Origin of the sequence: Bacillus sp. 1735sda2 (assembly GCF_024159245.1) — a bacterium.
Lineage (GTDB): Bacteria > Bacillota > Bacilli > Bacillales > Bacillaceae > Bacillus > Bacillus pumilus_O.
In genome coordinates this window covers 1,517,889-1,538,531 of record NZ_JAMYWZ010000001.1, presented here as the reverse complement: position 1 = coordinate 1,538,531, position 20,643 = coordinate 1,517,889, and the positions used below count along the sequence as shown (strand labels likewise).

21 protein-coding genes are annotated in these 20,643 nt (G+C 40.4%); 9 read left to right on the top strand and 12 right to left on the bottom strand.

Translation table 11 applies throughout. The annotated features are described in order from the left end of the window. The first annotated feature begins 354 nt into the window (after positions 1 to 354). Positions 355 to 1,278: a COX15/CtaA family protein gene (locus tag NKR21_RS07935; protein ID WP_003210766.1), complete on the top strand. Its 924-nt coding sequence runs from the start codon at positions 355 to 357 to the stop codon at positions 1,276 to 1,278. A gap of 40 nt (positions 1,279 to 1,318) precedes the next feature. Here the strand turns inward: NKR21_RS07935 and NKR21_RS07930 are convergent, their stop codons facing one another. The 5 genes from NKR21_RS07930 to glsA all read right to left on the bottom strand — a co-directional run bounded on the left by NKR21_RS07930 (position 1,319) and on the right by glsA (position 9,131). Continuing rightward, positions 1,319 to 2,752 (bottom strand): cryptochrome/photolyase family protein, encoded by a 1,434-nt coding sequence (locus tag NKR21_RS07930; protein WP_144455937.1) that lies wholly within the window; start codon positions 2,750 to 2,752, stop codon positions 1,319 to 1,321. Positions 2,753 to 2,851: 99 nt separating this feature from the next. Further along, positions 2,852 to 6,298, bottom strand: a complete 3,447-nt coding sequence (pyc, locus tag NKR21_RS07925) for a pyruvate carboxylase (protein ID WP_144455935.1) — start codon at positions 6,296 to 6,298, stop codon at positions 2,852 to 2,854. Positions 6,299 to 6,378: 80 nt separating this feature from the next. Next, positions 6,379 to 7,590 carry a putative lipid II flippase FtsW gene (gene ftsW / locus NKR21_RS07920; RefSeq protein ID WP_144455933.1) on the bottom strand — a complete coding sequence of 404 codons (1,212 nt, stop codon included), beginning with the start codon at positions 7,588 to 7,590 and terminating at the stop codon, positions 6,379 to 6,381. A 207-nt stretch (positions 7,591 to 7,797) separates the two neighbouring features. Next, on the bottom strand, positions 7,798 to 8,079 hold the full coding sequence (locus NKR21_RS07915; protein WP_003212509.1) for an Fpa/YlaN family protein: 282 nt from the start codon (positions 8,077 to 8,079) through the stop codon (positions 7,798 to 7,800). A 122-nt stretch (positions 8,080 to 8,201) separates the two neighbouring features. Beyond that, positions 8,202 to 9,131: a glutaminase A gene (gene glsA / locus NKR21_RS07910; RefSeq protein WP_012009839.1), complete on the bottom strand. Its 930-nt coding sequence runs from the start codon at positions 9,129 to 9,131 to the stop codon at positions 8,202 to 8,204. Positions 9,132 to 9,251: 120 nt separating this feature from the next. Here glsA and NKR21_RS07905 point away from each other — a divergent pair, with 120 nt between their 5' ends. Then, a complete protein-coding gene (locus NKR21_RS07905; protein ID WP_012009838.1) occupies positions 9,252 to 9,731 on the top strand; it encodes a hypothetical protein in 480 nt (159 codons plus the stop codon). 15 nt (positions 9,732 to 9,746) lie between these two features. Here NKR21_RS07905 and NKR21_RS07900 read toward each other — a convergent pair whose 3' ends face one another. Then, positions 9,747 to 11,069, bottom strand: a complete 1,323-nt coding sequence (locus NKR21_RS07900) for a PhoH family protein (RefSeq protein WP_144455931.1) — start codon at positions 11,067 to 11,069, stop codon at positions 9,747 to 9,749. 140 nt (positions 11,070 to 11,209) lie between these two features. Here NKR21_RS07900 and NKR21_RS07895 point away from each other — a divergent pair, with 140 nt between their 5' ends. Both NKR21_RS07895 and NKR21_RS07890 read left to right on the top strand, forming a co-directional pair. Beyond that, a complete protein-coding gene (locus NKR21_RS07895) occupies positions 11,210 to 11,827 on the top strand; it encodes a YhcN/YlaJ family sporulation lipoprotein (RefSeq protein WP_012009836.1) in 618 nt (205 codons plus the stop codon). A 101-nt stretch (positions 11,828 to 11,928) separates the two neighbouring features. Further along, positions 11,929 to 12,159 carry a YlaI family protein gene (locus NKR21_RS07890; protein WP_012009835.1) on the top strand — a complete coding sequence of 77 codons (231 nt, stop codon included), beginning with the start codon at positions 11,929 to 11,931 and terminating at the stop codon, positions 12,157 to 12,159. 31 nt (positions 12,160 to 12,190) lie between these two features. Here the strand turns inward: NKR21_RS07890 and NKR21_RS07885 are convergent, their stop codons facing one another. Together NKR21_RS07885 and typA are read right to left on the bottom strand one after the other, a co-directional pair. After that, positions 12,191 to 12,472: a YlaH-like family protein gene (locus NKR21_RS07885; RefSeq protein ID WP_049754946.1), complete on the bottom strand. Its 282-nt coding sequence runs from the start codon at positions 12,470 to 12,472 to the stop codon at positions 12,191 to 12,193. A gap of 96 nt (positions 12,473 to 12,568) precedes the next feature. Beyond that, on the bottom strand, positions 12,569 to 14,407 hold the full coding sequence (gene typA / locus NKR21_RS07880) for a translational GTPase TypA (RefSeq protein WP_144455929.1): 1,839 nt from the start codon (positions 14,405 to 14,407) through the stop codon (positions 12,569 to 12,571). Between the two features lie 113 nt (positions 14,408 to 14,520). On the opposite strand from typA, the gene NKR21_RS07875 reads away from it, so the two are divergent. Together NKR21_RS07875 and NKR21_RS07870 are read left to right on the top strand one after the other, a co-directional pair. Further along, positions 14,521 to 14,700: a DUF5325 family protein gene (locus NKR21_RS07875; protein WP_003211596.1), complete on the top strand. Its 180-nt coding sequence runs from the start codon at positions 14,521 to 14,523 to the stop codon at positions 14,698 to 14,700. A 274-nt stretch (positions 14,701 to 14,974) separates the two neighbouring features. Next, positions 14,975 to 15,610 (top strand): hypothetical protein, encoded by a 636-nt coding sequence (locus tag NKR21_RS07870; RefSeq protein ID WP_012009832.1) that lies wholly within the window; start codon positions 14,975 to 14,977, stop codon positions 15,608 to 15,610. Positions 15,611 to 15,767: 157 nt separating this feature from the next. On the opposite strand, the gene NKR21_RS07865 is transcribed toward NKR21_RS07870, so the two are convergent. Further along, entirely contained in the window at positions 15,768 to 16,574 is an 807-nt protein-coding gene (locus NKR21_RS07865; protein ID WP_144455927.1) for an inositol monophosphatase family protein, read from the bottom strand. Between the two features lie 133 nt (positions 16,575 to 16,707). Further along, on the bottom strand, positions 16,708 to 16,896 hold the full coding sequence (locus NKR21_RS07860; protein WP_003211901.1) for a hypothetical protein: 189 nt from the start codon (positions 16,894 to 16,896) through the stop codon (positions 16,708 to 16,710). A 282-nt stretch (positions 16,897 to 17,178) separates the two neighbouring features. Here NKR21_RS07860 and NKR21_RS07855 point away from each other — a divergent pair, with 282 nt between their 5' ends. Beyond that, complete coding sequence (locus NKR21_RS07855; protein WP_012009830.1) at positions 17,179 to 17,814, top strand: DUF1054 domain-containing protein; 636 nt, start codon at positions 17,179 to 17,181, stop codon at positions 17,812 to 17,814. Positions 17,815 to 17,844: 30 nt separating this feature from the next. Here the strand turns inward: NKR21_RS07855 and NKR21_RS07850 are convergent, their stop codons facing one another. Beyond that, complete coding sequence (locus NKR21_RS07850) at positions 17,845 to 18,114, bottom strand: UPF0223 family protein (RefSeq protein WP_012009829.1); 270 nt, start codon at positions 18,112 to 18,114, stop codon at positions 17,845 to 17,847. Between the two features lie 190 nt (positions 18,115 to 18,304). Between NKR21_RS07850 and NKR21_RS07845 the strand changes: the two genes are divergently transcribed. After that, complete coding sequence (locus NKR21_RS07845; RefSeq protein WP_119184394.1) at positions 18,305 to 19,777, top strand: aminotransferase class I/II-fold pyridoxal phosphate-dependent enzyme; 1,473 nt, start codon at positions 18,305 to 18,307, stop codon at positions 19,775 to 19,777. Between the two features lie 43 nt (positions 19,778 to 19,820). Here NKR21_RS07845 and NKR21_RS07840 read toward each other — a convergent pair whose 3' ends face one another. Next, positions 19,821 to 19,940 (bottom strand): GapA-binding peptide SR1P, encoded by a 120-nt coding sequence (locus NKR21_RS07840; protein ID WP_003212464.1) that lies wholly within the window; start codon positions 19,938 to 19,940, stop codon positions 19,821 to 19,823. Between the two features lie 316 nt (positions 19,941 to 20,256). On the opposite strand from NKR21_RS07840, the gene NKR21_RS07835 reads away from it, so the two are divergent. Beyond that, a complete protein-coding gene (locus NKR21_RS07835) occupies positions 20,257 to 20,637 on the top strand; it encodes a hypothetical protein (protein ID WP_253602576.1) in 381 nt (126 codons plus the stop codon). Positions 20,638 to 20,643: the final 6 nt, after the last annotated feature.

Sequence of the window (20,643 nt, the reverse complement as noted above, 5' to 3'; positions counted from 1 at the left end):
TGAAACGTAAATTCGTTACAACTCTATCATACAAGATAAACAGCTGTAAAAAAACATCCTATTAAATAATAAACGACAATCTCGAAGTTATTTGTGAACTTTTCGTGAATTTATTAGGATTTATCTGTGTTTCAGAAGGCGGTGCAAAATGAAATATTCTCTCCTCTATTTCTATCAGACTGTGAAAGAAAGATCAAGCACTCTAAATCTGTAAACTTTGTGAACTAACATATCATTTTTTTGTGAACTTTGGTCATTATGAATTGCAACAGAACACGCATTTGGCTTAAACTTGAGAGCATGTGAGGTTTTTCATTTAGATCAGAAGTTTTTTAGAGAAGGTGAAATAATTTGATGAAATTTGCTTTAAGGTTATTGAGCGTGATTACAACGTTTGTGATGCTGATCGTTTTGATTGGTGGTGCGCTTGTGACAAAAACCGGCTCGGGTCTTGGTTGCGGCAGACAGTGGCCCCTTTGCCACGGTCGTTTCTTCCCTGAAATGAACCCTGCTTCCATCATTGAATGGAGTCACCGCATGTCAACAGGGGTTTCAACCATTCTTGTCTTGGCACTGGCGGTCTTATGCTGGAAAAAGATTAGTCCAGTATTCCGTGAAACCAAATTTTTGGTCATCATGTCGATTATATTCTTACTGCTACAAGCACTGTTAGGGGCTCTTGCCGTCGTGTTTGGTTCCAACGCACTTGTCATGGCACTGCACTTCGGTATTTCACTCATTTCTTTTGCTTCAGTGCTATTGCTTGCGCTTCTTGTATTCGAGGCAACGCGATCTGAAACAAAGCTAGTGAAGCCGCTTCATATCGGCAAAAAAATGCAGTTTCATATTTATGGTTTGATCACTTATACGTATATCGTGGTGTACACGGGTGCTTATGTAAGGCATACAAAATCAAGCCTTGCTTGCTCTGTTTTCCCGTTTTGTTCAAAAGACGGTGCACTTCCAGCGTACTTCAATCAGTGGGTGCAAATGTCTCACAGAGCAGCAGCACTTCTTTTATTCGTCTGGATATTTGTTGCGATGTTCCATGCCATGAAACATTATAAAGAACAGAAGCAGCTGTATTATGGATGGATCATTTCAGCCATTCTCATTACACTTCAAGCGATTTCAGGTGTGATGTCTGTGTATTCCCAGCTCGCACTAGGCTATGCGCTGGCTCATTCATTCTTTATTTCCTGTTTGTTTGGAGTACTCTGTTACTTCTGCCTACTCATTGCCCGGTTTAAATATGAAAGCAAAGAGCCATTCAAATAAGAATTTGTATCCCCCTTCCATATGGACTGGGGGATTTGTTTTATTGTTGTTTTGCTTCTTCAAATAGCGAAATGGCTTTTTTGCGTCTTTCCTGGTGGTCTACCGTCGGAAGCGGATATGTATCACCTAGCACACATCCCGATTTCAATTGCTCATCAATCGGCATTTTACTTGGTTCATGAATCCATTTTTCATCGACATGTTCTAGCTCTGGTACATATTTTCTAATAAATTCCCCGCTTGGGTCAAATCGCTTTGACTGAGTGATCGGGTTGAAAATACGGAAGTACGGCACCGCATCTGTTCCGACGGAGGCTGCCCATTGAAATCCTCCGATATTTGACGCTTCATCATAATCCACAAGTTTTTTTGCAAAATACGCTTCGCCTTTTCTCCAATCAATCAAATAATCCTTTGTTAAAAATGAGGCTGTAACCATTCGCAAGCGGTTATGCATCCAGCCCTCCTCATTTAATTGTCTCATCCCTGCATCAACGAGCGGAAAGCCTGTTTCTCCTTTACACCAAGCTTCAAACAGCATCTCATCTTCATTCCATTTCATCCCTTGAAACGTTGAATTGATTTCTTTTTCTTTCATCTCAGGATAATGCGCATAAATCATATGGTAAAAATCACGCCAAGCCAGCTCTTTGATAAAGGTCTCTCTGCCCTCGTCTTCATAGAGTGCTTCTTCATATATCGCATGAAAGATCGTTCGAATCGAAATAGTGCCTGTTTTTAAGAACCGCGACAGCTTGCTCGTGCCAAAAACAGACGGAATATCTCGTTTCTCCTGATAACGCGTTAATCTTTTTTGAATAAATTGCTGCAGCGTGTTCATCGCTTTCTCTGTGCCAATTTGATCAAACTTCCTTGAGCAGCCCTTTATCAAGTCTCGTAGTTTCTCATTTCCTTTTTGTGAAAGTGACTCATCACAAATCATATACCCACTGCTGAAAAATGATTTGTCAACTTTTATCACAGGCTGCTTCTCTTGCTTACGCCATGATTGATAGTATGGGGTAAACACTTGATAAGGTGATCCATCTGCTTTTAAAATATCTCGCGCCCCGTGAAGGTGTGTATCTTGCCACGTTGATACATGAATGCCCTTCTTTTCTAAAAAATCGGTTACTTGCTTGTCACGCCTTTGGCCAATACCCACTTCATCTTCATTAAAAAAGACGGCGTTGATGTTATACACATCCATAACCTGCTGAAAGGCGCGCAGGACATCATCATGGAGAAGGTGAACATACACTTGAGATTTTCTTGCTTCCTTGACGAAATACGCCAAGTTTTGAAAGAAATGTTCGTTATTTAAATCCATTTTCATTTCAGTAAAAAATGGATCTAAATGATAAAGAGCCAATAATTTGTACTCATGTTTTTTTGCATATGTGATCGCTTTAGATAAAGCGATATGATCATCCAATCGCATATCTCGGCGAAACCAAATCACGACAATTTCCAACTTTCTTCACCTCACTCTATAGTGTAATCACTCTTGCAGACTGCTGCACATTTTAATGCGCTCAAAAAAAGACACATCACGTTGGATGTGTCTCACTTATTATTCGGGCTTCAACACAATGAGCAGATCTCCGGTTTGAATCGGTTCTCCATTTGTCACATGTATTTCATCTACAACCGCAGTGAATGGGGCTTGTACAGTCGTCTCCATTTTCATGGCTTCATTGATCATCAAATGCTCACCTTGCGAGATTTTCTGTCCTTTTTCCACGAGCACTTTAATGACAGTGCCTGGCATTGAAGCGGCAATGTGATTTGGATTTGAGCGGTCCGCCTTCATTTTTTCTTGAACGGATGATTTGATGCTTTCATCCTTAATCACGACTTCACGCGGCTGTCCATTTAGCTCAAAATAAAGAACTCTTGTCGCGTCTGGATTCGGTTCTCCAATTGACACGAGTTTCACAATGAGTGTTTTTCCTTTTTCGATTTCTACCTCGATCTCTTCACCAAGCCTCATCCCATAGAAAAATGTTGGTGTGTCAAGAACCGAGATGTCCCCGTAGCTTTCAGCTGTTTGGACAAATTCTGAAAAGACTTTCGGGTATAAGGCATACGCAATCGCATCTTGCTCTGTCAGCGTCAGGTCATGAGATTCTTTGAACTGCTGCTGAATAGCTTCAAAGTCAACTGGCTTCAGCTTCTCACCAGGTCTGACAGTAAGCGGTTCTTCTCCTTTTAAAATGAGCTTTTGCAATTTTTCAGGGAATCCGCCATGCGGCTGACCTAAATATCCTTTAAATAGTTCCACAACAGAATCCGGAAAGTCTAAAGTTGCTCCTTTTTCATAGACATCTTCCTCTGTTAAATCATTTTGCACCATATAAAGTGCCATATCTCCGACTACTTTAGAAGAAGGTGTCACCTTCACAATATCACCAAACATGTCATTTACACGTCTGTACATTTCTTTTACTTCGTTCCAGCGGTCACCAAGTCCGACACCTTTCGCCTGCTGCTGCAAGTTACTATACTGTCCGCCAGGCATTTCATGCTCATAAATTTCTGTATGAGGTGAATTCATGCCACTTTCGAATTCACGATAGTATTTTCTGACAGAATCCCAGTATTGAGAAAGATGTTCGACAGATTGGACATTCATATCTGGCTTTCTTTCATGCCCATCTAAAGCATAGTACAGTGAGCTTGCGCTTGGCTGTGATGTGAGTCCTGCCATAGAGCTAACGGCCACATCGACAATATCAACACCTGCATCAATTGCCCTTGCATAGGTGAACAGTCCGTTTCCACTCGTATCATGTGTATGAAGATGAATAGGGATCGTGAGCTCGTCTTTTAAAGCAGAGACTAACTCATAAGCTGCCTGCGGCTTTAATAATCCCGCCATATCTTTAATACCTAAAATATGCGCTCCGGCAGATTCAAGCTCTTTCGCAAGAGATACATAGTACTTAAGATCATATTTCGGACGAGATGGATCGAGAATGTCCCCTGTATAACAAATAGCTGCCTCTGCCACTTTGCCTGATTCACGAACAGAATCAATGGCAAGAGTCATGCCTTTCACCCAGTTTAAGCTATCGAAAATACGGAACACGTCAATGCCTGCCTCGGCAGATTCTTTTACAAATGCTTTAATCACATTATCCGCATAGTTTGTATATCCAACAGCGTTTGATGATCTTAAAAGCATTTGGAACAACGTGTTTGGCACTTCTTGGCGAAGCTCTTTTAATCGCTGCCAAGGATCTTCTTTCAAGAAACGATACGCAACATCAAATGTAGCACCGCCCCACATTTCCATACTAAACAGCTCTAGCCATAAACCTGCTGTAGGCTGGGCCACTTTCTTTAAATCATGCGTTCTGAAGCGAGTCGCAAGCAATGACTGATGCGCATCCCTAAAGGTTGTATCTGTTAAAAGAACGTTCTTTTGTTCTTTTACCCAATTGGCTAGGCCCTCAGGTCCATGGGCATCTAACAATTGTTTAGTCCCAGATGGAATTTCTCGCTTGAGAGGAAGCTTCGGTACAACAGGCTTGTCAAAATGAGGCTTCTTTTTCTCTGCAATGCCAGGGAATCCATTAATGGTCACGTTACCAATATAAGTCAGCATTTTCGTTCCACGGTCTTTTTGCTTAGGGAAATTAAATAGCTCTGGCGTTGAATCGATAAACGACGTATCGTACTCCCCTTTTAGAAACTTCTCATGCTTTGCCACGTTTTCAAGAAACGGAATGTTTGTTTTAATCCCGCGAATTCTAAATTCCTGTAAGTTTCGAACCATTTTGGCAGCAGCTTGGTCAAATGTGAGCGCCCATGTGGACAGCTTGACCAATAGTGAATCGTAATAAGGTGTAATGACTGCACCTTGAAAGCTGTTCCCTGTATCAAGTCGTACTCCAAATCCTCCGCCTGAACGGTAGGCCATAATTTTTCCTGTGTCTGGCATAAAATCATTTAAAGGATCTTCTGTTGTAACCCTTGATTGAATAGCAAAACCATGTGTGAAAATATCTTCTTGCTTTGGTATACCAACTTCCTTACTGTGAAGGTCATGACCTTTCGCGACAAGAATTTGGGTTTGGACAATATCGACACCAGTGATCATTTCAGTGATCGTGTGTTCTACCTGTACCCTTGGATTGACTTCAATAAAATAAAACTCTCCATTTGCAACAAGGAATTCTACAGTTCCTGCATTGATATATGAGACATTCTGAGCCAGCTGAACAGCCGCTTCGCAAATGTCTTCACGCAGTTGATCTGTAAGAGACACACTTGGCGCCACTTCAATGACTTTTTGATGTCGCCTTTGAACAGAGCAGTCACGCTCATATAAATGAATGATATTGCCGTGATTGTCACCAATCACCTGCACCTCAATGTGTTTCGGATTTTCAATCAGTTTTTCAACGTATACTTCGTCATTACCAAAAGCCGCTTTTGCCTCTGACTTCGCACGGTCATAGGCTTCCTTCAGCTCTTCTTTCGTTCTGACAATCCGCATACCCCGGCCGCCGCCGCCTAGTGAAGCTTTAATAATAAACGGGTAACCGTATTCTTCACCGAATTTTTCGACTTCTTTCACTGAATTAACTGGTCCGTCACTTCCTGGAATGACTGGAATTCCAGCTTTTTTCGCTTCTTCTCTTGCCTTTACTTTATCTCCAAACATATCTAAATGCTGAGAAGTTGGACCGATAAATTGAATGCCTTCCTCTTCGCATCGTCTTGCAAAATGAATATTTTCAGATAAAAATCCGTAACCTGGATGGATTGCATCCACGTCATTTCGTTTTGCAATTTCGATGATCCCCTCGATATCAAGGTAGGCATCAATCGGTTTTTTCCCTTCTCCAACTAGATATGCTTCATCTGCTTTATAGCGATGATAAGAGCCCGAGTCTTCTTTGGAATAAATGGCTACTGTACGTAAATTGAGCTCCGTACAGGCCCTGAAGACTCTGATAGCAATTTCCCCTCTGTTTGCAACTAGAACCTTTCGAATTGTTCTCTGTGACATTTCTCACTCCTCCATATCCCTTAAAATTTTATATGTACTCTATAATAAAGGAAGAAATGAAAACTGTACACTTTTGTTTTCTAAAGATTCAAAGTTTTCTGCATTCCATTTTTTTGAACTGATGGTTTGTTCATTGATTTTTTCTTTTTGTAACGCTCTTTATATTCAGTAAACATGCTGATATTCAGCAATATTCCCATACAACCACTCAGTAAAATAATAGACGATCCCCCGTAGCTAATAAACGGAAGCGTGACCCCAGTAATCGGAATCAGACCTGAAACACCGCCTAAATTAATGCATGTTTGGATGGCAATCATGGATGAAATTCCTATTGCAAGCAAACTTCCAAATGGATCTTCACACTTTCTTGCAATATAAAAACCTTTCACGACGATGAAGCCAAGGAGAGCGAGTACAAAAAATACACCGAAAAAGCCAAGCTCTTCTGAAATGATTGCCATGATAAAATCTGTGTGTGGCTCTGGAAGATATCCGTACTTTTGAACGCTTTCTCCTAATCCCAGTCCAAAAAAACCACCTGATCCAATGGCGTAATAGGAATTAATCAATTGGTGTCCCGTAGCCCCTGCATCTTTAAAAGGATCTTGGAAACTCTCAAAACGCCCAAGACGATTTTGCGTGAAAATTTTATCCCAAAAAAGAATAATAAATGGGGTCACGACGACCATCACGGCACTAAATAGCGCCAGCAGCTTCGCAAGTGTTTTCCCGCTAAACCCTGAACATAAAATCATCGCAAGCGCAATCATGCCAATGATAAAAGCTGTCCCATAGTCTGGCTGCAAAATGATAAATCCGCATAAGATCGAGACAATCACGATTGGAGGTGTGACTCCTCGTAAAATATGATCAATATAATGCTGCTTTTTTGCATACACAGCAGCAAGATAAATAATGACAACAATCTTCACAAATTCCGCTGGCTGAAGACTGAATGGACCTACTTTAATCCAGCTTCTTGCGTTCCCTGCAATATGACCGCCAAAGTACACATAGATGAGGGAAAAAACAGATAGCAGCAGCATACCGATTTGAAATTTCTTATTTGAAAACAACTGATATGGAACGAGTGCTGTAAAGAGCAAAATGACCGCTCCAACGATCATAAATAAAAGCTGTTTCTTAAAAAAATTATCTGGTGCAGCATCGTATCTGATCACAGATGTAATCATACTTGAGCTATACACCATGACCAAACCGAATGCGCTAATTAAAATAATGGCGAACAATAATGAGTAGTCATACGATTTTAGCATTCTCTTTAACATATAATCCTCTTCCTAACGTCTGTTTCTACTGCTTGATATCCTCTTAGCTGTTTTTATTCTACTACATTTTCTCCGTTTGATCTCGTTTTACCTCTTTTATATTGTTCGTCATTCATGAAAGAATCAAGTCCGTTTGACATGAATCAATGAAAAAATAGAGGACAAAAAAACTCAAACTTATGTTCAAGAAGTTTGAGTTTTCAATCATTATTTTTTTGTGAACGCATCATGAAGTGCGGAAAGCTCTCTCTCAAGTTTATCGAGTAGTTTCTTACCTTCATGTTGATCAACTAATCCAAGCCGGACAGCGAAATCAATTTCTCTCGATAATCCGAACATTTGAGTATCTAAAACCTCTTCATAAAGAGGACATTGCGGCATCGTTAAGTTGTCCATTTGCACTTGGATCAATTTTAAAATTTTATCTGCATCCAATTTTAATAAAGCCAGTGCTTTTTGCCGATGATCGACTAAAATTTCTGACGCCAAAAGTATCCCTCCGTTCCCCAGGCGAGTACCTAATTCTTCTATTTATCATAAAGCGAAACGCCCAAAATTGCAAGCAGATTTGTACAGTTCGCTTTGTAAAAATAAAAAGAAGCCTTCCTTCATTAAAAGATACTCATCTCGTATTTTTCACTCATCAGCTCAAGCAGCTTAATCCCAGCAATACTATTCCCTTTTTCATCCAGAGCCGGACCGAAGATACCGATTCCAAAATCATATGGTGCAGCTCCCATAATCCCACCTGAGACACCGCTTTTTGCAGGAATTCCGATGTTAATGGCAAATTCTCCGCTCGCATTGTACATGCCGCACGTCACCATAAAGGTTTTACAAATTCTAGCGACATCTTTCGAAAGAATTTGCTTTCCCGTTTCTGGATGCCTGCCGTCTAATGAAAAAACACAAGCAATTTTCGCCAAATCCAAGCTGTTCATCATGATGGCACATTGTTTCGTATAGACGTCCATGACTTCTTCTACGTTCCCTCTAATAATATGATATTGCTTCATATAATAGCACATCGCCCGGTTAATCATCGATGTCTCAAATTCGGACGCAGCGGTTTCCTTGCAGTATGTAATGCTTTTGTCATTTGCAAGCTCTCTAATGAAGCTAAGCAACCGGCCCAGCTGAGCTTCTGGGGTCGCTCCCCTGATTAAACTTGTGACGGCGAGCGCCCCTGCATTAATCATTGGATTCAGCGGTTTATTCGGGCTGGCTGTTTCCAGTTTGATCATTGAATTAAACGGGTCTCCTGTTGGTTCTTGTCCAACAAATTGAAAGACTTTTTTTGGCCCTTCTTCTGAGAGCACAAGCGCCAGTGCTAATACTTTTGAAATACTTTGAAGCGTAAATCGTTTATCTACATCTCCAGCGGAGTGGCACGTATTACTCACATGATACACAGCCACAGATAAATCCGTCTGATCCGCTTTGCCGAGAGCAGGAATATAGGATGCTACTTGACCATCTTTGGCCACTTTTTTTGCTTCTTCTACAAATCGCTGAAGCTCTTCATTGTCGCGACATGCCATGCCTCATACACTCCCTATCTTTCATGTACGATTAGTGTGTACAAGGTGTAGCCTGTTTATGAAAGTGACAAATTGGACGAAAACTTCTATAATTTATGTTGGAAAGGGGTTGTCTTGAACATGAGCATCATTCAAATCAAGGGGAACGTACAGTACAAGATCACCATTGATCCAAGTGTATGGATTTTTGATGACCGCAAATTTTTAATGGATTCATTTTTTGAAAATGCAGCAAGTGAAGAGAATCAGCTAGATCAGGAGCTTGACCAAGAGCGGGTGATAAGAGAAGGTCAAACACTTCCACCTACGTTAAAAACAGAGAAAAAGTACGAGAAGGAAAGACTCGTCACTGGCAGCTTCGGTATGAAGCTTGGCGATATGCTAAAAAATGCTGAGCCGCTTGAACATGCGGATACATGCGAATTTGTCACAGAAACTGGTACAATTGCTGTCCCTCTTTCTCAGGCAATGGAAAGCATTGCTCATTTCAGCCAACATGGTAAACCCATCATAGAAGAAGGACCAATCCACGTCTATTTCGCGGATCAGTCCAACCTCACTCAGCCGATAAAAGGTGTCAAAGAGCTCGTCATTACATAAGTTAGAGGGTCTGGACTATAGCAAATCAGCAGCAAGCTGTGCAAGTCCAGACCTTTCTCCTTTGACAAGCTTGACATGTCCAGATATTTGCTGCCCTTTGAACCGCTCGATGACATACGTAAGCCCATTATTTAAACTGTCTAAATAAGGGTGATCAATCTGCTCTGGATCTCCCATCAGCACAATTTTACTTCCCTCTCCGACTCGCGTTAATAATGTTTTCACCTCATGCTTTGTTAAATTCTGCGCCTCATCAATGATAATAAATTGATCAGGGATGCTTCTTCCCCGAATATACGTCAATGCTTCGACTTGAATAGATCCAATTCCCGCCAAAATCGCATCAAGCTCACCCGGCTTTTTTGTATTAAATAAAAACTCTAGGTTGTCATAGATCGGCTGCATCCATGGTCTGAGCTTTTCTTCCTTTTCTCCTGGCAAGTACCCTATATCTTTCCCAACAGGCACGATGGAGCGCGCCACAATTAACTTTTTAAACATACCGAGGTCCTCTGTCTGCATTAACCCGGCAGCAAGTGCAAGCAATGTTTTACCAGTCCCTGCTTTTCCAATCAGTGTCACGAGCGGAATGTCACGACGCAAAAGCAACTCGAGTGCCATCGTCTGCTGGACATTCTTTGGACGGATTCCCCAAATGTGCTCTTGATCATAAACGAGCCGTTTTACATGCTCTGCCTTTTGATCAAGCATTCCTAAAGCAGAACCACCTTCATTTCCCTTCATGATGACAAATTGATGAGGGTTGAATGGTGCACTTGTGACCTCTTTTATTGGTAATCGATTTTGCTTATAAAATGTATTCAATTGCTCAGTCGGAATGTAAAGCTCATGATAGCCATTATCGATGTCTTCATTTTGCAAAACACGGTCACTTAAGAAGTCTTCTGCTTGAAGCCCTATAGCATCCGCTTTTACCCGCACTAGCACATCCTTGCTGACCAAAATAACAGGCCGGCCATGAGGCTTAGTTTCTTCCTCTAAGCTTAAGTTTTTCGCGACTGCCAATATTCGATTATCGTTCGTTTTTTCAATAAAAATTTCTTGAAGCTCATGAAAAGAGCGGTGATTCAGTTCAATGCGCAGTGTCCCTTTTGACTCTAGTGTAATTTTTTCATGCAGTTTCCCTTTCGATCTTAAACCGTCGATTAGGCGTGAGACGCGCCGGGCATTTTGTCCAACCTCGTCGATATATCTCTTTTTTGAGTCTACTTCTTCTAACACAACGGCTGGTATGACGACTTCGTTGTCTTCAAATGAAAAGATTGAATTCGGATCCTGTAATAACACATTTGTGTCTAATACATAAATTTTACTCAGGTCCTTCGCCTCCTGATCGGGGTTTCATTCATCCTTGTCTTTCCCAAAACGATTGTTAAAATATATGTTTTCATGAATAAAGTTAGAAGGTTAATTCAACAATAAAATAAATCATGCAGTTTGTGAAGGAGGGAATACAGATGCGACTATTTTTGACATTATTCATGGTTCAAGCCATCATGCTGTTAGGCGCTTGCCAGCAGCAGGAAAAGAGTGAGGCAGTGGACAAGCAAGATGGACGCCAGCACGTAGTAAGAGTGTCAGATTCCACTAAGAAAAAGACCAATCAAGCTAGGTCATCCACAGATGTCGCGCAGCATCTTGTCAAAGTAACAGAGCACGTAGCAGATGTTAATGATGCAACGGCAGTCGTCATCGGCCGCTATGCCGTTGTTGGTATTGATGTAAAAGATGATTTAGATAGAAGCAAAGTAGAAACCATTAAATATTCAGTTGCAAAAGCGCTGAAAAATGATCCAGAAGGTGCGAATGCTGTTGTGGTCGCTGATCCGGATACAGTCAGCCGGTTAAAAGAAATGGGTAAAGAAATACAAGCAGGACGCCCTGTCAGTGGGATTATGGATGAACTAGCCGCCATTGTCGGCCGCGTAATGCCAGAGATGCCAAGAAATGAAATTGATCGCCGCGAAACAGATCCAACAAATGAACCGAATGATCAGCTCAAACAAAATGATCAAAAGAGGTTAGACGAACATCAAAACGATCAATCAAACCATCATATGAATCAGAAGAAATAAAGAGAACGGCTTATATCTCCTGTGATATAAGCCGTTTTCTACGCTGATTTTAAGTAGCTGGAAAACATGCTATAATAAATGCAATAAGTGAGGTGAAAAGGATGAGAGTGAAGTGCTCATTATGTGAGAAGCTTGAAACCATTGATGATGATACACTCGTTGCTAAACGGTTAAGAAATCGACCGATTCATACATATATGTGCGATGACTGTCAGGAACGTATTAAAGTAAAGACAGAAGCACGCATCAAGACTGGCAGATTCTCTCTTTATCAAGATCCTGCGACGAAAGAGAAAAAGAAGAAAAAAGGAAAAAAAGAACAAAAGACATAAAAAAAGACCTGACACAAGTTCAGGTCTTTTTTTACGTATTCACTGTTCCTTCTTTTTTCGCACGATGCAGCCTGATTTTATAAATAATCAAAATGGCAGCTGCCACGACTAGCCCTTCCGCTACTGGCAGGAAGATTCCTAGGAATGTGAGAAACGTGCAGCCAAAAATCAAAAACAAGTAAATCACGACCGCTTTTAAAATCGGTAAACGTCTAGCAAAGCCGAGCTTAAAAACAATAATTGCTAAAACAAGGATGGTGCCATATAGGAGCCACATCCCTGTTTGCGGATTTTCATCGACACGAAACAGCATCGCGAAAAAGGATAGATTTTCACTTACTTCCTGTTCATTCAAAAAGATTCCCTCCCCTTATCTTTCAGGGTTCTATCTTTTTAATTCTTCATGGAATTACGATAATCCTGCTAGCTTTTTCTTCTTCGCTGCTTTCTCACGTTCGTTTTTATCTAAAATTTTCTTTCTTAAACGAATTGATTCAGGTGTAACCTCACAGTATTCGTCCTCATTCAAGTACTCAAGAGATTCCTCAAGTGACATAATACGTGGTTTTTTCATGCTCACCGTTTGATCTTTCGTCGCTGAACGCACGTTTGTTTGTTGTTTCATACGACTTACGTTGACAACAAGATCGTTCTCACGGTTATGCTCACCAACAATCATTCCTTGGTATACTTCAACACCCGGCTCAACGAAAATCACACCGCGCTCTTCAACGCCTTGGATTCCGTAAGCAGTCGCTTTACCTGTTTCCATTGAAACAAGTACACCTTGACGACGTCCGCCGACTTGACCAGACTGCATTGGCTGGTAGCTGTCAAACGTATGGTTCAAAATACCAAAACCACGAGTTAATGAAAGAAATTCAGTTGTATATCCGATTAAACCACGTGATGGCACTGTAAAGATCAGGCGAACTTGACCATTACCATTATTGATCATGTCAATCATTTCACCTTTTCGTGCGCCCATTGAATCCATGATAGAGCCAGTATGCTCTTCTGGCACATCAATTTGAACGCGTTCAACAGGCTCACATCGAACACCGTCAACTTCTTTTACAATAACTTCTGGCTTCGATACTTGTAATTCAAATCCTTCACGTCTCATATTCTCAATAAGAATGGATAAGTGAAGCTCTCCGCGTCCAGATACAACCCAAGCATCAGGCGAATCAGTTGGATCAACACGAAGACTAACGTCTGTTTGAAGCTGCTGCTCTAGGCGCTCTTCAATTTTACGTGATGTTACATATTTTCCTTCACGGCCTGCAAATGGGCTGTTGTTCACAACAAACGTCATTTGAAGAGTTGGCTCATCAATACGAAGGATTGGCAGAGCCTCTTGGTGTTCAACAGGACAAACCGTTTCACCTACGTTAATGTCTTCCATTCCAGATACTGCAACAAGATCTCCTGCTTTCGCTTCGTTGATTTCCACTCGTTTTAACCCTTGGAAACCAAAAATCTTCGTCACACGGAATTGTTTCACACTGCCGTCCACTTTCATTAAGGCTACTTGCTGTCCTACTTGCATTGTTCCTCTAAATACACGACCGATCCCAATTCTTCCAACATAATCATTGTAATCAAGTAGCGCCACTTGGAATTGAAGCGGCTCTTCATGGTTATCAACTGGGCAAGGGATATGGTTAACAATGGCTTCAAACAGAGATTCCATGTTTTCATCTTGCTTGCTTGCATCGTTACTTGCTGTACCATTGATTGCTGATGCATAGACAACTGGGAATTCAAGCTGTTCTTCTGTCGCATCCAATTCAATGAACAAGTCAATTACTTCATCGACTACTTCAGCCGGACGAGCAAAGTCGCGGTCAATTTTATTGACAACAACAATTGGTGTTAAGTTTTGCTCAAGTGCCTTTTTCAGGACAAAGCGTGTTTGAGGCATACAGCCTTCATAAGCATCCACAACGAGAAGTACACCATCTACCATTTTCATGATACGCTCAACCTCACCACCGAAATCGGCGTGTCCTGGTGTATCTAAAATATTAATGCGTGTATCTTTATAATGGATCGCAGTATTTTTAGCTAAAATCGTAATACCGCGCTCTCGCTCTAAATCATTTGAATCCATGGCTCTCTCAGCGATATTTTCATTCGCACGGAAAGTACCAGCTTGATGGAGCAATTGGTCAACAAGCGTCGTTTTACCATGGTCAACGTGGGCAATAATTGCGATGTTGCGAAGATCTTTTCGAAGTTTCACATTTTCATCTCCTAAAATAATTAGATAACTTTCATATTATATCACAATCCCCTTTAAATGCCGATCGTTTTTCTGTAAACTTATATTAACTCTAAAAAAAGGGATGGAGAAAAATGAAACAAATCAAATGGCTTCTATTATTATGTGCATTACTTGCGGTTGTCAGTATGGCGTTTATTGGGGTAACTCTTGCAGAAAAAAACGTGCTGGGTATTTGTCTAAGTATTGTGTTTGCCATGATTTTCATGGGTACAGGATTTACATTAAAAAGAAAATTAAACGTGCAATCATAAAATTTCTCAAAAGCCTTTTACATTCTATATGTAAAAGGCTTTTATTTTTGGTCAAAACAAGACCAACCACCTATGAAAAGGCGAGTATAAAGACAGAACATATCATTTAGACTTGGCAAAAGTAAGTCATCTGAACCTCTCCATTTTTCGACAATAACGTTTATAGTTCTCCAAAATCAAACATAAAGTTACAATTTTCCTATTCTTCCACAAAGTTTCTCGTGATATGCTGTTCTTGCAACAAAATTTAACAGAAAAGGGAGAGAAAAGAAGCATGAAGAAGATTTTGAGCAAATCGCTCAGCTCTGTTGTATTTTTCGCTTTAGCTATTATTCTTACTTTCACAACAGTAGCTCCTGGGCAAGCAAGTGCTGCAACTTTCAAAGGGATTCCTTTTGAGCAGCAACAAGTCATTAAAGAATTATTGGAGAAAAACGAGCGTGTCATCAACATTCTCATCAACTCATTTGTTGAGGAAGACAACAACTACACATTTGATGTAAAAAAAGCTGTTGAGCTCGGACTAACTGAAGAAGAAGCGGCGACTGCTGAGAAATTCTTAGATCGCGCTGCTGTTCTGACAATCGTTTTCAGTGAGAGCGTCACTAAAAACGAAAAAGGAAAATTAGTTTTTGATGCAGCGAAAGCTGTTGAACTTGGTCTTACAAAAGAAGAAGCAGCTAAATTTGAAAAGCTGTTTAAATCAGTGATCAGAATCGCTGATCTTGCTGGTGATGCACTTGTTTTAGACAAAAAAGGTAATGTTGTCATTGATTCAAAAATCGCAAAAGGTATTGGATTCAGCTCTACTGAATTACTTGTTTTCAACCAAATGCTGAAAAAAATCCCTCAAGAGCAATTAAAATCAGTCTATGATGCAATTCAAATTGCTAAAGAAAAATTAAGTTAAGCTCAGAAAACCCCCCACCTGGATCGCCCAGATGGGGGGTTTTTATTTCAGCCAATAAAGAATGATCATCTAGCTTTTTCATATCGATAGCCAGTTGTGTTTTTTTAAAAATTCATCAAACACAAAAAATCACTTCATTCTCATGAAGTGATTTGGTTTATTTTTTATTTTCACTGCCTTTTATGTAATCGTGTAAAATTTTTTCACAAACGGATCGATTTCCAGCGACGATGCTGTTTTTGTCTAGGAACGTTAGGCGTTCTCCGTGTATATTTGAGTAGACGGCCCCTACTTCATCAAGCAGCACACAGCCTGCTGCATAATCCCACGGCGCAAGCCTTAACGTGACGTATGCGTCACTTCTGCCGCTTGCGATATAAGCGAGCTCCAAGGCAGCTGATCCAATCGTTCTCGTCCCTCTCACATCACGCACAAGTCGGGCGAACGGTTTCGCATCAAAATAAGGGCTTTCAATCGCCCAGGTCGGGTTAATGCCCACGATGGCTTTTTCAATCGCTACATCTTTTAATGGAGGAAGTAGGGTATCATTCATATAAGCCCCTTCTCCTTTAATCGCATGGTAAAGCTCGTCATGAATGACGTCATAAATGAGACCGATTTTCCCAATGCCATTTTCAAATATCCCGATTGAAATGGCAAAGTTTCGTTTTTGATGGACAAAGTTCATTGTGCCATCGATTGGATCAATGATCCACACGACCCCATCAAGTGAGGTCACCTCTTCCCCTTGTCCTTCTTCACCTAAAATATGATGATCTGAAAATGTCGATTGGATCTTTTCAATGAAAAAAAGTTCTGTTTCTTTATCGATATTTGTGACAAGATCATTTGGATTTGATTTTGTTTCAATTGATAGACCATCCTGCATGGACGCTTTAATACGGCTTCCTGCTTCTTTTACCCAAAGCTTTGCAAGACGGTCAATTTCCACCCAGTTTGTCATCAGACTGTAAACCTCTTTTCTATGTAATACCTATTTGTAATAGCATACTGATATTATGTACGTAAAAGCAAGAAAAAAGCAGCTTCATACAAAAACGAACCGATGAATTGGTTCGTTTTTACCTCACCTTGTTTTACCCTTTAAGCTGCTCCCATTCTTTTCTTAGGCGCTCAAGCTTTCGTTTGCTGCGTTCGATTTGGATGTCATCTTTTTGCTCGATGGCTTCATGAAGCGTAGAAAGCTCATAGTCCACCTCTAATCTCCACACAGCGATGCGATTCTTCTTCTCCTGTCTATACCCCTGCTTCACGATTTGCTTCATTTGGTCAACGCCCCTTCCAGAGAATGATTCATTCCTTGTCAGTTTTCATTGATAACAATCGATAAGAGAATTGGTTCTTGCTTATATCGTATGAAGCGATCGCATAACCGCAACGACATTCTGAAAATTGTGTCTTTACCTATTTGTTATGTACCACAAAATCGTTGTTTTTAAACGCTGACTCACGTCCTCTACAATCTTTGATCTGACGATGCATCTTTTTTTGAGCTTAACCCAAGCTATGATAAAATATGATCAGCGAAAGAATACAGGAGGCATACGATGAGTGAAATGCGTTTTAGAGATGAAGATTTTGAGACATTTACAGTTGACGGTTTAGATGAACGAATGACCGTATTAAAAGAAAGAGTCCGTCCAAAGCTTGAGGCACTTGGAGAACACTTTGCACCACTTCTTTCTTCTATTACAGGAGACGAAATGTTTGTACACGTCGCAAAGCATGCTAGAAGATCAGTCAATCCGCCAAATGATACGTGGGTTGCTTTTGCAAACAGCAAGCGTGGGTATAAAAAGCTCCCTCATTTTCAAATTGGGCTTTGGAAAACACATGTCTTTGTATGGTTTGCTCTTATTTATGAATCTCCTGTAAAAGGCGAATATGGTCAGCTCTTCGAAAAAGAACTAGATACCATTCAGAAGAAAATACCACAAGATTTTGTTTGGTCTAAAGATCATATGAAACCAGATGTCATGCGTCACAGCGAACTCGATGCAGAACAGTTGAAAACACTGTTTGAACGTGTCCAAACGGTGAAGAAAGCCGAGCTTCTTTGCGGCATTCAGCTACCTAGAGAAGAAGTCGTTCAAATGAATAATGAAGAATTCTTATCAAAAATTGAAGATGCCTTCCGAACGGTGACATATCTATACCGCTTTACACAAAAACAATCTGTATAAAAAAACGAGCCCATACAGGCTCGTTTTTTCTTACATACGAATAATGGTAGACTCTTCTGCTTCTCTTGCCGTTTTCACTGTACGATAAGGAGAATACCCGCTTTCTTTTTCAAACGCTGCACAATGCGTCTTTTCTTCTGCTTTTGATGGCACAATCTCTTTAAAACGTTTATAAGTATCTAATAACTCCTGCTTCGGTATTCCTTTTTCATAGGCTTTTTCAACAGCTTGAAAAAACGAAATAACCGCAATCTTTTCCTCTGTCGTCCAGTCAACGTCCATTGGATATTGATATTCCATTTACTTGTCCCTCACTTTAACACTCATTTCTTATTTGAGCTTTTATTATAGCATCTGTTCGATCAGAAACCGATTGATTTTATGCTTTACATTCCGATCAGTTCATAATATAATTCTTTTGTTTTATGCAATGAAATCTGTCGTTATTGGCACAATAATAGCAGGTATTTCAATGAAGGTGGGAAAGCAATTGTCACAACATGATACACCCTTATACACTGGACTAAAAAAACATGCAGCAACCAATCCAGTTCAATTTCACATTCCAGGCCATAAAAAAGGAGCCGGAATGGACCCTGAATTTAGAGCATTCATTGGCGACAATGCATTAAGCATTGATCTCATTAATATAGAACCTCTTGATGATTTACACTCACCTCGAGGAATGATAAAAGAAGCACAAGATTTAGCTGCTGAAGCCTTCGGTGCTGACCATACGTTTTTCTGTATTCAAGGAACAAGCGGCGCCATCATGACAATGGTGATGACCGTATGCGGACCTGGGGATAAAATTATCGTTCCGCGTAACGTCCATAAATCAATTATGTCCGCGATTGTATTTTCTGGCGCAGTTCCTGTTTTTATTCACCCAGAAATAGACAAAGAGCTTGGCATCTCTCACGGCATTACACCAGAATCAGCGAAAAAAGCACTCACAGAGCATCCAGATGCCAAAGGTCTACTTGTGATTAATCCGACGTATTTCGGCGTTTCAGCAGACTTAAAATCGATTGTAGACATTGCCCATTCATTTCATGTGCCTGTCCTTGTCGATGAGGCACACGGCGTGCATATTCATTTTCACGATAAGCTCCCACTATCAGCCATGCAAGCAGGTGCCGACATGGCAGCAACAAGTGTCCATAAGCTTGGCGGTTCCCTTACTCAGAGCTCTATTTTAAATATGAAGGAAGGGCTTATCTCAAAAGATCGTGTGCAATCGATTTTGAGCATGTTGACGACAACGTCTACATCTTATTTGCTCTTGGCGTCACTTGATGTCGCTCGAAAGCGATTAGCCACTGAAGGAAAGGCACTTGCAGATGAAGCCATCCGTTTAGCGGAATCAGCGAGGAACCGTTTGAATCAAATTGATGGCATTACGTGTATTGGCAAGGAAATACTCGGTTCAGCTTCTACGTATGATTATGATCCAACAAAATTAATTATTTCAATTAAAGACCTTGGGCTCAATGGTCACGATGTCGAAAAATGGCTGAGAGAAAGCTACCGGATTGAAGTAGAGCTTTCTGACCTTTACAACATATTATGTATTGTGACCCCTGGTGATTCTGATGAAACAATCGATGCGCTGATCACGGCCATGAAAGACATTGCCGCAACCTCTACAAGTGAGAGCGGCACACAAGAGGTAACTGAAGTCTTGCTACCTGAGATTCCATCACTTGCCATGACGCCGCGAGATGCCTTTTACGCCACAACAGAAGTAGTTCCGTTTAAAGAAGCAGCGGGCCGCATCATCGCAGAGTTTGTCATGGTGTACCCGCCAGGCATACCTATTTTTATACCAGGAGAAATTATCACAGAAGAAAATATCTCCTATATCTTTAAAAACATTGAAATTGGTCTCCCTGTGCAAGGACCAGAAGATTCAACGCTGGAAATGATTCGTGTCATTAAAGAACAAAAACCAATTTTATAAAAAAGAAACATGCAGCCCCAAATGGAGCTGCATGCTTTTTTATTTATTCAGAGGCTTCATCACAGCAATGACAGTGACCACACGTTCCGTAGAGTGTTGTCACTTTTTCATTTTCAAATTGATCAATGGTCTCATTGCAATCTTGACAAATAATTGTACCCACGTACATTCCCCTTTTCTTCATTCATTATTTGAAAGCGTTTAATCTAATTCACACTTCTATAATATGATGTCATATTTAAGTTGTCAACGGTTAATTGTATGACACATTTAATTATTTTTTATGAATATGTGCTGTTTTCTCATCATATTGAGGGAACGTTTCAATTGTATTTTGCTTCATATCAATTCTGTAACAATTGGGTAACAATCGAAAATTGTCAAAAAGGACATGATACACTAGAGTGACTAACAGGTAACCAGCTCCTAAAAATGTTGGGACAACCCCAAAGGATTTTGAGGTGAATAGATTGAATTTTATGAGGACACTTCTCATTATATTCCCCATGCTCTTTGTACTTAGTTCATGCTCATTAGCGTATATCTTACCGAATCAGACAGACCAAGTCAGTCATATTCAAAAACCAAGAATTCTCTTTTTTACAGATGCAGAAAATCTTGATAAAGAAAGTCCTTATTATGATGCAGTCCTCGATTTAAAGAATGAATACCCGAAAGAAATGTCAAAAATGATTGTGAAAGAAGATCTTAAAGGCTGGAAAAATGAAGTAGACGAATTGCCGGCTATTTTACTTGTAAATAATGAAAAAGTCATTGTGAAGGTTGAAGGAAATGTCAGTAGTAAAGAGGATATTTTATCGCCATTATGCCACGCTTTAGACCGCGTGAATACAAATTAATGACCT

Excerpts from the sequence above, each read along its gene's own strand:
- NKR21_RS07935 (WP_003210766.1), top strand. The coding sequence starts at position 355 with ATGAAATTTGCTTTAAGGTTATTGAGCGTGATTACAACGTTTGTGATG.
- pyc (WP_144455935.1), bottom strand. The coding sequence starts at position 6,298 with ATGTCACAGAGAACAATTCGAAAGGTTCTAGTTGCAAACAGAGGGGAA.
- ftsW (WP_144455933.1), bottom strand. The coding sequence starts at position 7,590 with ATGTTAAAGAGAATGCTAAAATCGTATGACTACTCATTATTGTTCGCC.
- glsA (WP_012009839.1), bottom strand. The coding sequence starts at position 9,131 with ATGGCATGTCGCGACAATGAAGAGCTTCAGCGATTTGTAGAAGAAGCA.
- NKR21_RS07905 (WP_012009838.1), top strand. The coding sequence starts at position 9,252 with ATGAGCATCATTCAAATCAAGGGGAACGTACAGTACAAGATCACCATT.
- NKR21_RS07895 (WP_012009836.1), top strand. The coding sequence starts at position 11,210 with ATGCGACTATTTTTGACATTATTCATGGTTCAAGCCATCATGCTGTTA.
- NKR21_RS07890 (WP_012009835.1), top strand. The coding sequence starts at position 11,929 with ATGAGAGTGAAGTGCTCATTATGTGAGAAGCTTGAAACCATTGATGAT.
- NKR21_RS07885 (WP_049754946.1), bottom strand. The coding sequence starts at position 12,472 with ATGCTGTTTCGTGTCGATGAAAATCCGCAAACAGGGATGTGGCTCCTA.
- NKR21_RS07875 (WP_003211596.1), top strand. The coding sequence starts at position 14,521 with ATGAAACAAATCAAATGGCTTCTATTATTATGTGCATTACTTGCGGTT.
- NKR21_RS07870 (WP_012009832.1), top strand. The coding sequence starts at position 14,975 with ATGAAGAAGATTTTGAGCAAATCGCTCAGCTCTGTTGTATTTTTCGCT.
- NKR21_RS07865 (WP_144455927.1), bottom strand. The coding sequence starts at position 16,574 with ATGACAAACTGGGTGGAAATTGACCGTCTTGCAAAGCTTTGGGTAAAA.
- NKR21_RS07860 (WP_003211901.1), bottom strand. The coding sequence starts at position 16,896 with ATGAAGCAAATCGTGAAGCAGGGGTATAGACAGGAGAAGAAGAATCGC.
- NKR21_RS07855 (WP_012009830.1), top strand. The coding sequence starts at position 17,179 with ATGAGTGAAATGCGTTTTAGAGATGAAGATTTTGAGACATTTACAGTT.
- NKR21_RS07850 (WP_012009829.1), bottom strand. The coding sequence starts at position 18,114 with ATGGAATATCAATATCCAATGGACGTTGACTGGACGACAGAGGAAAAG.
- NKR21_RS07835 (WP_253602576.1), top strand. The coding sequence starts at position 20,257 with ATGAGGACACTTCTCATTATATTCCCCATGCTCTTTGTACTTAGTTCA.